10 protein-coding genes are annotated in these 13927 nt (G+C 37.6%); 3 read left to right on the forward strand and 7 right to left on the reverse strand.

Annotation, left to right across the window (positions count from 1 at the left end):
• Positions 1 to 389: 389 nt before the first annotated feature.
• Positions 390 to 1226: a M57 family metalloprotease gene (locus tag AC07VK_RS01855; protein WP_492957931.1), complete on the reverse strand. Its 837-nt coding sequence runs from the start codon at positions 1224 to 1226 to the stop codon at positions 390 to 392.
• A gap of 167 nt (positions 1227 to 1393) precedes the next feature.
• Between AC07VK_RS01855 and AC07VK_RS01860 the strand changes: the two genes are divergently transcribed.
• Positions 1394 to 4171 (forward strand): S8 family serine peptidase, encoded by a 2778-nt coding sequence (locus AC07VK_RS01860; RefSeq protein WP_492957933.1) that lies wholly within the window; start codon positions 1394 to 1396, stop codon positions 4169 to 4171.
• 130 nt (positions 4172 to 4301) lie between these two features.
• On the forward strand, positions 4302 to 5954 hold the full coding sequence (locus AC07VK_RS01865; protein ID WP_492957934.1) for a M28 family metallopeptidase: 1653 nt from the start codon (positions 4302 to 4304) through the stop codon (positions 5952 to 5954).
• An 81-nt stretch (positions 5955 to 6035) separates the two neighbouring features.
• Here AC07VK_RS01865 and AC07VK_RS01870 read toward each other — a convergent pair whose 3' ends face one another.
• Both AC07VK_RS01870 and AC07VK_RS01875 read right to left on the reverse strand, forming a co-directional pair.
• Entirely contained in the window at positions 6036 to 6638 is a 603-nt protein-coding gene (locus AC07VK_RS01870) for an outer membrane beta-barrel protein (protein WP_492955862.1), read from the reverse strand.
• Positions 6639 to 6955: 317 nt separating this feature from the next.
• Entirely contained in the window at positions 6956 to 7513 is a 558-nt protein-coding gene (locus tag AC07VK_RS01875; RefSeq protein ID WP_492957935.1) for an NADPH-dependent FMN reductase, read from the reverse strand.
• Between the two features lie 103 nt (positions 7514 to 7616).
• Between AC07VK_RS01875 and AC07VK_RS01880 the strand changes: the two genes are divergently transcribed.
• The gene (locus tag AC07VK_RS01880; protein WP_492957937.1) at positions 7617 to 8819 is read left to right on the forward strand and encodes an MFS transporter; all 1203 of its coding nucleotides are present in this window, start codon (positions 7617 to 7619) and stop codon (positions 8817 to 8819) included.
• A 159-nt stretch (positions 8820 to 8978) separates the two neighbouring features.
• On the opposite strand, the gene AC07VK_RS01885 is transcribed toward AC07VK_RS01880, so the two are convergent.
• From AC07VK_RS01885 to AC07VK_RS01900, 4 genes are all read right to left on the reverse strand, one after another.
• Positions 8979 to 9623, reverse strand: coding sequence for an outer membrane beta-barrel protein (locus AC07VK_RS01885; protein ID WP_492957939.1), 645 nt, complete (start codon positions 9621 to 9623; stop codon positions 8979 to 8981).
• Between the two features lie 154 nt (positions 9624 to 9777).
• Positions 9778 to 10275 carry a hypothetical protein gene (locus tag AC07VK_RS01890; protein ID WP_492957941.1) on the reverse strand — a complete coding sequence of 166 codons (498 nt, stop codon included), beginning with the start codon at positions 10273 to 10275 and terminating at the stop codon, positions 9778 to 9780.
• A gap of 10 nt (positions 10276 to 10285) precedes the next feature.
• Entirely contained in the window at positions 10286 to 10939 is a 654-nt protein-coding gene (locus tag AC07VK_RS01895) for a hypothetical protein (protein WP_492955867.1), read from the reverse strand.
• A gap of 553 nt (positions 10940 to 11492) precedes the next feature.
• Positions 11493 to 13787: a M60 family metallopeptidase gene (locus AC07VK_RS01900; protein WP_492957943.1), complete on the reverse strand. Its 2295-nt coding sequence runs from the start codon at positions 13785 to 13787 to the stop codon at positions 11493 to 11495.
• Positions 13788 to 13927: the final 140 nt, after the last annotated feature.

The raw sequence follows: 13927 nt of genomic DNA on the forward strand, positions 1-13927 counted from the left end.
ATCTGTGGTTAAACCATTTTCCTATTAACCATCTATTGTTTTAGGGAAACAAATTTTTCCTTCTCTTCCATGGTTTGTATCCTCACAAACCATTTTGTTATTTATTTAACCACAGATAAAAAGGATGAACACAGATTCATCCGTGTTTGTCAGTGTTCATCTGTGGTTAAACCATTTTCCTATTAACCATCTATTGTTTTAGGGAAACAAATTTTTCCTTCTCTTCCATGGTTTGTGTCCTCACAAACCATTTTGTTATTTTTAACCACAGAGAAAAAGGATGAACACAGATTCAATCCGTGTTTGTCAGTGTCCATCTGTGGTTAATAAACAAAAAAGCCCCGAAATTTTCGGGGCTTCTGATCTGTTAAGGTAATCCGTTAATGTTTTTATTTGTAAAGGTAATTTACTGCAATCACATCATTTGCGTTGAAAGTACGGTTGCCACCATTAGAACAAGCTAGCATAAATGAGCCTGCATCAGGAGTTGAAGGCGTTCCTGGGATTCTAATTGCGCCTACGTTTGATGCACCTTCATTACCTGCGCCACTTGCGCCACAGCTAAAGGCACGGTTCATATAATCTGTATGGCGGAAACCGATACAATGGCCAACTTCGTGCTGGATAACTGAAGCCAGATACAATAAATTAGGATTGGTACCATATGCCGCTGTATTGGTGTTCATTCTGATCTGGTTAAAAGGCTGACCTGAAGAAGTAGGGAAGCCCGCAGAGCCTAAGGTAATAAAGCCACCACTTGGACCTTCGTTAAAACCCACAACATTAATATTTCCGGTTGTACCTGCGCTAGCCCTTTGGAAAGTAATACGTAAACCCAATGAGTTGTATCTCGAAATCATGGTGTTAACCGCATCGCTATATACCTGAGGTAAATTGGTTACCGACACTGTAATTACGCGTGGTAATGATTTAACAATGTTTGTGGTTCGGTACTGTTCAGTTTCGGCAATGTTTAAATTTGCACCAGTAGAAGGTTCAGCTAAATTGTCGTCAGTTAAAAGAATATCTCCCTCTACCAAATAACCTTCATCTATCTTACGGATATTGTCGGTACTGAAGCCTAAGGATTTGATCTGTGATAACTTGTCTGCTGAAATATCAGTTTTGTTTTCTACTGCATTTTCTGTATTATTACTCTTACATGAGTATAAATTCGTGAGTAGAAGGCATGCTGCTGCAATCGATAAAAATTTTGTTCTTTTCATCTTAGTTAAAATTAAATTAGTTTAGGTTAAATAAGTTAGTTAATAAAATTTGTGGATTACCTTATAAATCCTAATTTAGGGAAGATAAATGATGTAAACAAAATTTTACAATAAAATAAATATTGAGAGTCGCTACTGTATTTTTAGTTATATGTTTTTGTCTGTCTGTGTTTTGTTTAAACGCACAAGTACAACCTGGTGGAATAGAAAAATATTTTGAGAAATATATTTCCAAAACGGGCAATTCGCAAAAATTAAGTACCGAAAGCCTCATTTTGGTTCGGTTCAACCGTAAGTTAACGGCTACCGAAATTCAGTTATTGCATCCTAAAAAGAAACTTGCCGGCGATTATTTTATTGTCGAAAAATCGGCTGTTTCCAGCCTCTCCAATCATGTAATTTATCAAGAAAAAGCTAACGGACTATGGAAGGCCAGCGATCGGTTAATCAAAGTGCTTGCCAGGTCTACAAAAAAGGACGATTCCATTATGGTCAGGTTATCCTTTAAAAATATAAATGCTTTACCTGGTTCAACTAAAAAATTAAGCATAAAATCAATAGATGATATCAACAACATGATTATGCTTTATATTTTGCCGGCTGATTTAATGTTGATATTGGAGCAGGATGACGTTTTATACGCTGATGTTTTACCTGTTGCTAAAGAGGAGGTGGTAATTAATGGACTCGACCTGGGCTTAAACCAAATTTCTAATGCCCACAGTCTTTTTCCTGGTATTGATGGTGCGGGAATAAATGTTTCATTTAAAGAAGGGATGTACGATGCGACCGATCTTGATCTATTAGGTAAAACTTTACCTGGTGCGATTATAGGCAAAACGCCAACCTCCCACGCGACCATTATGGCTACTTTGGCATTAGGAAACGGCAATTCCTTTATCCGTGGTTTAGGTGCCGCGCCTAAATCCAAACTGGCATATTCTGATTTTTCTAATTTAATGCCAGATTTGGTGACTGATTTAAACCGGCTTCAGATTAAGGTTCAAAACCATTCATATGGTACCGATATAGACAATGACTACGGAATGGAAGCGGCTGCGTATGATAAGCAGATTTACGAAACTGATACTTTGATCCATATTTTTTCTGCCGGAAATAAAGGAACAGCAACGCCATCAGTTGGTTTTTATCAAGGGATAACCGCCAGAGCCAATTTAACAGGCAATTTTAAGCAGGCTAAAAACTTATTGGTGATAGGGGGGATTAATAGAGAAAATATTTCTGAAAACCTGAGCAGCAAAGGTCCTGCATATGATGGACGCGTAAAACCTGAACTTGTTGCCTTGGGCGAAGACGGAACATCGGGCTCTGCTGCAATTACCAGTGGATCAATCGCTTTGTTAGAACAATTTTATCGGCAGAAATATAAAAAAGCGGCTTCTGCTTCATTAATTAGAGCAACAGTAATTAATTCGGCTGATGACTTGGGAACACCACAACTAGATTTTTTATATGGCTATGGAAAATTGAATGTCGCCCAGTCGTTAAAAACTTTAGATGAAAACAGGGTGTCTTTGTACGAAGTGGCCAAAAATCAGGATTTGCTTATTCCCCTGGCAATTCCGGCAAATGTAGCTGAAGTGAAACTAACCATTACCTGGAACGATCCTCCTGCTGTGGTAAATGCAGCACAAAGTTTGGTTAATGGGTTGGATTTAAGTCTAGAAAATCCTGCCGGAAATTTAACGCTGCCCTGGGTGTTAAGCAGCTTTCCTCATTTAGATTCCCTCTCGAAGCCAGCGGTGCGTAAAGCCGACGTTATCAATACCATTCAGCAGGTTAGCCTTGATAATCCCTCGGCGGGTGCTTATAAGATTCATGTTAAGGGTAACAGGATCGCACAGGGCAATAGCCAGCGCTTTGCGATGGCTTTTCGTTATACACTCAAAAACACTTTTTCGTTCATCAATCCCGAAAAAAACGAACAGTTTTTTGCCAATGAACAAAACTACATCAGGTGGGAAAATACTTACACCAGTAAAACCGGAAACTTATCGGTGAGCTATGATGGAGGGACTACATGGAAATCAATTGCTTCGGGGATCGATTTAAGTAAAGGTTTTTACCATTGGGACACGCCAGATTTGTTTGCTAAAGCAATGATAAAAATGGAAGTGGAGGGAAATGTAATATTGAGTCAATCATTTACGATTTCTAGTCCAAGGGTATTGAAAGTTGGCTATGTATGTAAAGACGGGGCGGTGCTCAACTGGAATCCACAGCCTGGGGCAAAAGATTATACTTTGTACAATATCGTAGATAATATGCTTTCTCCCGTGTTAACCCTCACTGATACCATAGTTAAGCTTGATGCAAGCAAGATTAATAGCAAATATTTTGCGATAGCAGCTAACGGAGTAGATTTTACAGGTTTAAAAAGTTATACCATCGATTATACACAACAAGGCATTGCCTGTTATGTGAAGAATTTATCGGCATCTGTAAGTGAGGATAAAGTAAAACTCGATCTGAGTATTGGAAGTACTTTGGATTTAAAAAATATCATTTGGGAAAAACAGACGGGAGTTAATACTTACACCGTTTTACAGCAAACCCAACCTGTTCAGAATCAACTCGATTATACCATTTTTGACGATAAGCCGAAAGCTGGCATCCAGTTTTATCGCGTTACTTTCGAAACGGCCAACAGTCAGGTGCAGAGCGATCTGGTATCTGTTGTATTCCTTAAAGAGAATGAATTTTCTTTCTTCCCTAATCCCGTAGCCGATTATTTAACCATTCTGAGCGGATCGTTCGAAGATTATAATTTATCTATTTTTAATATTTTAGGACAAAAGGTTTTTGAAGAAAAGGCCACAAGTTCTAATAAATTTGCCCTTAATGCTTTATCTACAGGTGTTTATGTAGGTGTGATCAATAAAAATGGGCAGCAGTTAAAGAAATTTAAGCTGATTAAGAAATAATTTTTCCTTACTCAGATCTCTCCACTGCGGTCGAGATGACGATACGTTTCATAAATACCTGTAAGAATTTGCCATTTTCTTCGTATTTTTCAGCAAATGCGATTAATTATCAAAAAACAATCCTTTATAAATGAAAAAACTCCTTCTGCTTTCCAGTTATGCGCTCCTTTTCTTTGGTTCCTGCAAGCAAGGCGCAAAAAGCACTGATGCTGATGCCGATTCTTTAGCCATCAAGGCCATTAATGACTCGAGTTTAACTCAATATTTATCGGTAATTGCAGCTGATAGTTTAGAAGGGCGAAAGCCTTTTACAAATGGAGAAACCAAAACCATTAAATATCTAAAAACTCAGTTCGAAAAATTGGGCTTACAGCCAGGCAATGGTGACAGTTTCTTTCAGGAGGTTCCTATGGTTGAGATTAAATCGGTGCCTGAAGATAAAATGGTGTTTAAAGGCAAAACAGCATCTTTAACCTTAAATTATCTAACTGATTTTGTAGCCGGTACCCGCCGCGTGCAAGATGAAGTAAGCATGAATAACTCGCCACTGGTTTTTGCCGGGTATGGCATTGTTGCGCCCGAGTATGGCTGGAACGATTATGCAAACCTTGATGTAAAAGGAAAAACAGTAGTGGTGTTGATTAATGACCCTGGCTTTGCCGATTCTACCTTGTTTAAAGGGAAAAATATGACTTACTATGGCAGATGGACCTATAAGTTCGAAGAAGCTGCCCGTCAGGGTGCAACAGGGATCATCATCGTACACGATACCGAACCAGCGGCTTATCCCTGGACAGTTGTTCGAAGTGGCTGGTCGAAATCTAAACTTACCCTGCAAAGCGAAGACAATGGAATGAGCAGGGCTGTAGTAGAAGGCTGGATTACTTTAGATAAGGCGAAACTGCTATTTGCACTGGATGGTAAATCATTCGATCAATTGGCTTTAGGTGCTCGGAAAAAAGGTTTTAAAGCTGTCGATTTAAACATTACAACTTCAGTAAAGGTTAAAAATACCATCAAAAAATCGGTTACTTATAATGTTCTGGCTAAAATACCTGGCGATAAACGTAAAGATGAAGCTATTATTTATTCCGCACATTGGGATCATTTAGGGGTAGGAGAGAAAATACAGGGTGATTCGATTTACAACGGAGCGGTTGATAATGCAACAGGTGTAGCCGCTTTATTCGAAATTGCTTCGGCCTTTAAAAAGTTGCCTAAAGCACCAGGGCGTACTATTTTATTTATTTCTTATACGGCTGAAGAACAGGGCCTTTTAGGTTCTGAGTATTATGCCAAACATCCTGTTTTTCCACTAGCCAAAACCGTCGCCAATATCAATATGGATATGATGGGTATAGCCGGTAAAACCAAAGATATTGTGGTGTACGGCTTTGGCCAGTCAGAACTGGAAGATTATGCTACAGCGGCGGCTAAAAAACAGGGAAGGGTAATCGTGCCAGATCCTGTACCATCATCGGGCTTGTATTACCGTTCCGATCATTTTAATTTGGCTAAGGTTGGTGTACCCTCACTGTTTACAGGTTCAGGCGTAGATAACATTAAAAACGGCAGGACATGGGGATTAAAACAAGTGGCCGATTTTACAAAGTTCCGTTACCATTCACCACAGGATAATTTCGATGCCAAAACATGGGATTTATCAGGTATTGTAGAAGATGTAAGAATGCTCTTTGATATGGGCTACCGCATCAGTAATGAAGATTCTTATCCGAAATGGAAAAACGGATCTGAATTTAAAGCCATTAGAGAAAAGAAGTAAAACAAAAAGCGTCCCGATGGTAAACCGGGACGCTTCTTGAAAAAAAGTCATTTATTAAACATTTCCCGAAGGAAGGTTTAATTAAAAGTAGAACTGTACACCTAATCTTGGTGCGAAAGTATCAGCGTTTAGGCCAAAAGTGTTGGTTTTAACTTTAGCGCCAGTTCCTTCAGCTTTAACAGTATAATTTTCGTAGCTTAAACCTTTAACCGAAAGTTCGATACCGATTCTTTTTGTTGGGAAAAACGCAAATCCTGGAGCAAGTTCTACACCGATTTTAGTAGTAGTACCCAATTTAACTGCGTTATCGCCGTTAGCATCAGTTGCTTTTAACTCACCAAATGCCAATGGCACTGATAATTGTCCGAAGAATTTGAATTGATCAGATAAACCAACATAGTAACGTCCGAATGGAGCAACTTTAAAAGCACCATCCTTAGTTTTGTTGCTTACTTCTTTATTGTATTCGTAACCAACACCTGTACCGATTGCAAAATTGTTGCTGATAAAATAACCAACACTTGGTAATACGCTAAAGTTGAAATCTGCTTTTGGAGCGCCGTCAACTTTTGTAGAGTTTACACCTACATTACCACCTAACATAAAATTTCCTTTTTCAGTTTGTGCTTGTGCACCATAAACTAAACCTGCTACTGCTACTAAAGATAATAATAGTTTTTTCATCTTTTTTATTATTTATTTGTTATAAAAATATAGTCAATTTTACTTTTTTAATATCTGACTATATTTGCCTAAAAGTCAACACTTGTGCCAAAAAACTTGTCTAGCGTCATCAAAAAATCAGTTTTTGGTCAACTGCTTAATTGATAAACAGATATAAAATTAGTGTTAAGCCAATATTATTTTCGCATGACCAAAAATTAATCGATTGATTAATTTTTGGTCATGACAAATTGACAATCTGACTTTTTTTGTATAAATGTCAGATTTTGAAGTGTCTTAAATGGCAGGTTTTGGATAGGGATCTTTGCCGTTTTGAATTAAACTTTGCAGGCAGATATTAAATTTTCTATTTTCTTTTTGATGATACCAATGGTTTTCTCGTCGATCAGATTTCCTTCAGCATCGAATTTATTTTGAGCCTGGGCAACTAACACTTCTGGTTGTAAAACCGGATTCATATTCAGGAAGGTAAAAACAGGTAAAAATGCAGTTTGCATTCTAACTGTTCCCCACATGCCCTGTGTTGCGCCCATCAGGGCAACCGGTTTATGCATCAAAGGCGAATCTTTTCCACGGCTGGCCCAGTCGATGGCATTTTTTAATCCACCGGGAATAGAATAGTTATATTCGGGAGAAACAATAATAAAAGCATCGGCACTGGCGAGCGCATCTCTGAATTTTGATACACTTTCGGGCCTTTCTTCTGTTTCTGGTAAATCGAGGTCTGCGTTGTAAATGGGAATATCATCGAAAGTCACCGTTTCAAATTGGATACCTTCAGGGATTAAACCGCCTGCAACTTTAAGTAGCATGGCATTGTACGATCCTTTTCTTAAACTTCCGCATAAGCCGACAATTTTTCTGTTCTTTTCCATAGCTATAAAACCAGAACTTTATAAAAATGTTTGGTTTTCGCAAGGACAAACGGAGTAGTTTAAAAATTTATAATCACTATTTTTGGCAGCATAATTTACCGATATGACTGAGAATAGCACGACCACTACCATTATTGAAAAAACCGTTTTCCCGATACTTTTCGCATTAAGTTTTTCGCATTTACTTAATGATACCATACAATCGCTAATTCCTGCGATTTACCCCATCATCAAAACCAGTTATCATTTAAGTTTTTCGCAAATTGGTTTAATTACTTTGACCTTTCAATTGGCGGCATCATTATTACAGCCATTTGTGGGTTTGTATACAGATAAAAAGCCTCAGCCATATTCACTGGCAGTAGGGATGGGTTTTACGCTGATCGGGTTAATTTCGCTTTCACAATCAACCCATTTCTACACTATATTGCTTTCTGTATGTTTTATTGGGATAGGTTCTTCTATATTTCACCCCGAGGCGTCACGTATGGCACACGCCGCATCAGGAGGAAAGAGGGGATTGGCTCAATCTGTTTTTCAATTAGGAGGTAATGCAGGGAGTTCTTTGGGTCCGTTGTTGGCTGCCTGGATCATTGTTCCATACGGACAGTTCAGCGTAATCTGGTTTTCGGTAATTGCACTTTTGGCCATTATTATTTTAACCTATGTAGGCAATTGGTACAGGGGATTTATGCTTTCAAGAAGTAAAAAAATCAATATTCAAACTGTTGTGAATCAATTTTCGAGAACTAAGGTGATTTTTTCTGTTTGTATCTTACTCTTGTTGATTTTCTCGAAGTATTTCTACATGGCGAGTCTGACCAATTATTTTACCTTTTACCTGATCGATAAATTCCATGTTTCAGTGCAAACCTCGCAGATCTATTTATTTGTATTCTTATTTTCGGTAGCTGCCGGAACCTTGCTGGGCGGACCAATAGGCGATAAAATAGGACGGAAATATGTAATATGGGCATCTATATTAGGAACTGCTCCATTTGCATTATTACTGCCACATGCCAACCTGTTTTGGGTAGGGGTACTTATTGTTCCCATCGGGATGATTTTGGCATCCGCATTCTCCGCAATACTTGTTTATGCACAGGAGTTGATTCCTGGGAAAGTTGGTTTGGTTGCAGGGCTATTTTTTGGCTTTGCCTTTGGCATGGGTGGCATCGGATCGGCTTTGTTGGGCAAATTGGCCGATTCTACCAGTATCGAATATGTATTTAATATTTGTGCATTTCTGCCTATAATCGGTTTGTTAACAGGGTTCTTGCCGAATATTGAAACGAAAAAGAAATAAAAGAGACTGTCTCATTAGTATTGATTTTGTCATCCTGAGCCTGTCGAAGGACTAGCCAAAATATATGTTTTAGCGTTTCGACAGGCTCTCCGTAGGAGTCCTTTGGACAGCGTGACAGATTCGATTTAAAATTAACTTTATAGGACAGCTTCTATGATTTTAAAAGTGAAAGTTAAATCCAAGAAATGGGCTAAAAGTGTTAAACCCAAAATCAAATGCTTCTGTTTCGTACCAAATATTTGAAGGCTCTTTACCGTCGTAATCAATTTTATTGTATGATAATAAACGGAAACCAAGCTCTATGCCCAGTTTTTTAGTTGGAAAAAATGCTAGTCCAGGTTGTATAGATGCATGATATTGTGTGAATTTTGAACTAAGTGGATAATTATAAGCATAGGTACTGGTTTCATTAGTTTTTACAATACCAATCGTTCCACTAAACTGTCCAAATGCTTTAAGTTTGTCAACAATATCTACATAATATCTCACTACAGGCCCCACTGAAAAACTTTTTTGTTTACTTGTTCTTGTAGAGGTTGTGTTGAAATTAGAATCAAAATTGCTATTAAAATTTTTACTATAGCTAAAACCCGCAGTTAATCCAATTGCTAAGTTTTTAGAAAAAAAATGTGCATAACTCGGATTGATGCCGTAAAAATTTCTTTTTTCGTAATTTGGCGATTCAGTTTTTGAAGAAGAAATATTAAAACTTCCCCCGATTAAGTTATCTCCTTTTTCTGTTTGGGCATGAGTTGCCATGGCGATAGCGCATAGTGCTACCAACGTTAATAATTGTTTTTTCATTTTCATTTGTGTTTTTTGTGTATTCAATGATAGAATAAAAAAACAATATAAAACTATATGTTTAGTTAATTTTATGTTAATTTTTTGAATGTCAGTAAATAAAAAAATCCAGACTAAATATTAATCTGGATTCAAATGTTTATGGGATTGTAAATTATTGACAGTTGAGTCTTTCAATAAAATAATAGGTGTCTAATGCGTCTTCCGATTCGGAATCGTCGTTTTCATTGGTGATTGATTCTACTTTACCATCACTTTTTTGCGAGCCAGTATTATTGTACTCAAATTTGATATGACCGATTGATTTAATTTTTCCGTCTTCCGATTTAAAAACGGAATTATAATATTCAATTCTGATATCGCCAATAGCTTTAATTTTTCCATCCTCAGAAGGGAATACACTATTATAGTATTCCACTCTTTTATCGCCTATTGTTTTTACTTTTCCATCTTCCGATTTAAAAACCGAATTGTAGTATTCAATTTTAGTGCCGTTAATAGACTTGATTTTTCCATCTTCAGAAGGGAATATACTGCTGTAATATTCTATTTTACCACGAAAGCGTTGAGCAATTGCCTGGTTGGAAAGGCTTAAAAGAAATAATAAGCTGATGCTGATTAAGCTTAATGTTTTGGTGAATATATTTTTCATTTTTAAGCTGTTAAAAGTGATAGTTGAAAGTAAATGTTGGGGTAAAGTTTTGCAGAGCCAGTTTCAGGTTATTGGTTTTGTCGTAATTGTAGAGCGATTCTTCGGCATAATAATTTTGATGGAAGAAAGATACAACTGGCAATGAAAACTCCAAGGCTGCATGTCTGGATAGGAAATAACTAAAGCCAGGGCTTATGCTTGCGCCCCATCCCTTTATTTTGGCATCTGTTCGGATCAGGTAACCTTCTTCATCAATCCTGTTAAAAGTATTGATCTGGAGCAATAGGTTAGCTTGCATAAAAAACTTAAACCGATTTTTAACATCCACATATTTGCGTACAAATGGGGAGAAGCCGAAGCTAAATTCCTTTGGACCATAGCGGTCTTCGTAATATCCGTATTCTTCATTCCATGCGATATAACTTTCGCCCCTAAGCTTCGACAGGTTTAAAGGAATTTCTAAGCCTATTGCAAAATTATTGGCTAAAAAATAGCCTCCCCTTGGCGTTAAGGTAAACGTGTTTAAGCTGGGCGACGAACTGTTTTGTTTAGAGGTTCCGAAACTGATGCTTCCGCCTATAAAGCCAGAGCCCTTTTCAGTTTGGGCATAGCTGCGCCAACTGACAGCGCATAGCAGCGCCATGATGATTAATTTAGGTTTCATTTTATTTGTGTTTTTGTGTGTAATCAATAATAATCATTATTGAAACAAAAAGCAAGAAAATGAACTATCATGTTAGTTACCTAAAATGTATTTTTGAATGAGGGATCAATACGCCGCTGTCATTTCGCGAGGACCCGATAGCTATCGGGTGCAACATAGCCGGGAACTACCTAAGTGCTCAGCGCAGCTAAATCCATCCAGGCAACGATTCAGTTGAGATGATATTTTGCTATTGAAAGTTGTCATCCTGAGCGTAGTCGAAGGATCTTCATGCAAAAATCGTCATTTTGAGTTTAAATTTATTGCATAAAAATCAATATGAATGATGTATAAAGATATTTTATTTTGTTCTGCCGGATAGTCTTGCCTCGGTTCGTCGCCGCCGAAGGGCTCCTTCTTTTTGGCGTCAAAAAGCACCAAAACCGAGGCATTGCCGAACTCATTAATACAAATGAAAACAATAGAAAACCATTAATAAAACGCCGGCTGAAAAAGTAAACAGAAAAATCCCAAAGAAATTGATTCTATGGGATTTAATATGACTAACTGTTGCCTAATGTGGAAGGTAAGTAACAAGCTCGGTTGGGAGCCAGGTTTTATAGCTGCGTGTATCGCTTTTTGCTTTTTCACTCACCGGTATTTTCCAGACTTCAAAAAAGGAAGATAAATTGGCATCAGTGGTTTTACAGATCGTTGTATACCAGAGATCTATCCGTTGTTGGTTACTCAGCGGATAGTCGTAGTATTTGCTAGGATCCATTTCGCGGTATATTTTATTGGCTTTGATAATAGACTCCCATCCAAAATGTTCAATAATTTGGATGTACATGCATAAAGCGGTAAAGGGGCTCTTTCCCCATTTTTCAAAAGTAGGCTGGTTTTGAAGATAATTATGGATTTTCTCCTTTACTTTATCTCTACTTGCAATTCCATCGTGATTATATAAGCCCTTTTTTAATGCTTTATCATATACATATATTGTATAAAGGTTAGTGGTTATTTCACTAACTTCATCCATATCAAGACCCCAAAATTGATGGCGATGGCCTAACTCGTGGAAATGGCCCCAGCTTCCTTTTTCTTTCAGTATTTTTTCGTTTAGCATCCATTCGCAACTTTCATCGTCGGGTGCCACAATTTTATCCCAAACGGTATACATATAGCCGTAGGCAACCTGGTTATCAATGATTATCCTTTCGGGATGTGTTCTGTTCCTGTTAATGATGGCCAGATCGGCATCAGCATCCATAACCTGATCCCAGAATTTCATTAACGATTCTGGATTTTCCAAGTTTTTAATGCGATAGGTTGGTACGGTGAGTATAATCTTATCTGTAGCCAGCTCTGTCCATGGCGCAGGGTTATTTTTGATCGTTTCCCATTCGGCAAGTGTATTCTTTTCTAACTTGTAATAAGGTGCTTTAACCACACCACTTGCGGTAACATTAATTGATTTAAGTGTAGAACTGTCTGGAATTCTGATGTATAGCAGTCCGCCATAAGGTGAAAAAACGTTTGTCGTATCTTTATCCAGTTCGAATGATCTGGTTAAATCAAAACCGGCCCTTACCAGATTATCCATGTGTTTTAAATCGTCGTTGTGGATACCTATCTGAGCCTTTAAATGTTGATTTTTGTATTTAGGATCGGCCACAATGCTGACTTTCTCACCTGCTGGTACGTAAACTCCGGTACTGTGCAGCCTATAATAATCCGGATAGGGGTCTGCTAATCCCTGCGAGCCTACTTTAACATCTATATTGATCTGCTCAACAGTTCTTTTTGCGTTTTTAGGCACTTCGCCTGGAAATGATTTACTTTCCGGGTAAACAAAATCTGCTGCTTTATCTATATTATGGCTTTTGTCAAAAAGATATTTTGAAAATTTATAGCCCGCTTTTTTAGCGGGTGTTGAAATATCAAGTGGTCTTTTTAATGTTGGTATAGGAAGTGAGTCGCTAATTGAAAGGATCGATTTTATTTTCTTGGTAATCCTACTGGTATCCGCATGGTTTGAAAAAGTCAGGTCGAGCGTAGGCTCTATACCATAAGCATATTCGGTAGGGGTGGTCTCTTTAGGAGAAGATTTTGCCAACTCACTCAGTATATTCTTCAATAGCAGATAAAAAGGTTCATTTTTTAGTATCAAACTATCTTTGGGATGTTTAGCCATTAACAAAGTATAGGCATTAAATATGCCCGCCTTGCTTAGCAAACTGTTTATTTTAACCAGGTCGTTGAGATAGGATTTAGTTTGGTCACGATGTTTAAAAATACCCGGATAGGGGGAACCGTATACCAAACTTCCACCATCAGATATGTATTTTTCAATGGCTTTAAGTTCCGTTGTATCCTTTACATCATTTGTTAAAAAGTAAATGTCAGTACCTGACTGTAATTTACTCCCATGGGCTATGTAAACTTTAACCTTGTTGGCTTTTAATGCATTGAGCAACGCCGCATCAGCTGTTTTGGTTACAGCTACTTTAAGTTTTTTATGGTGAGTGCTTACATTTTCGAGTATGTTTTTTAATAGTTTTTGGACATTTTGATCGCTCAATAATTTGCTTTCAAAATACTCGGATGAGCCTATGGCAAAAATCTGTCCTTTACCCAGGGTGCTAGTCATAATTATAGTTGCCAAAGCATCAACCTGCGGGGCAAGCAAATGTGTGGCTACGATATTAGGTTCTTCATTTGTGCTAAAGAACGCAGAAACAAATTTGCCTGTATCAGGCATAGGTAGGGTATTGATATTTTTTAAAAGTGCCGATTTTTGAAATTTTTGCGAAAAACTTTGAGTCGAAAAGCACATCAAAATAAAGAGCAGATAGGTTTTTAGATTCATCTTTAAGAGGTTGTGGTTACAATTTTAAGCATCTAAAACTGCTGTCACAACAGGCTATTTGTTAAAAAAAGCTAAAATATGCCTGGTCTTTTTCCTAAGCCTTTAAAATTTATAACAAAAAAAATCCCGCCCCAATTTAA

The organism is Pedobacter sp. GW821-FHT01D05 (genome assembly GCF_059422505.1).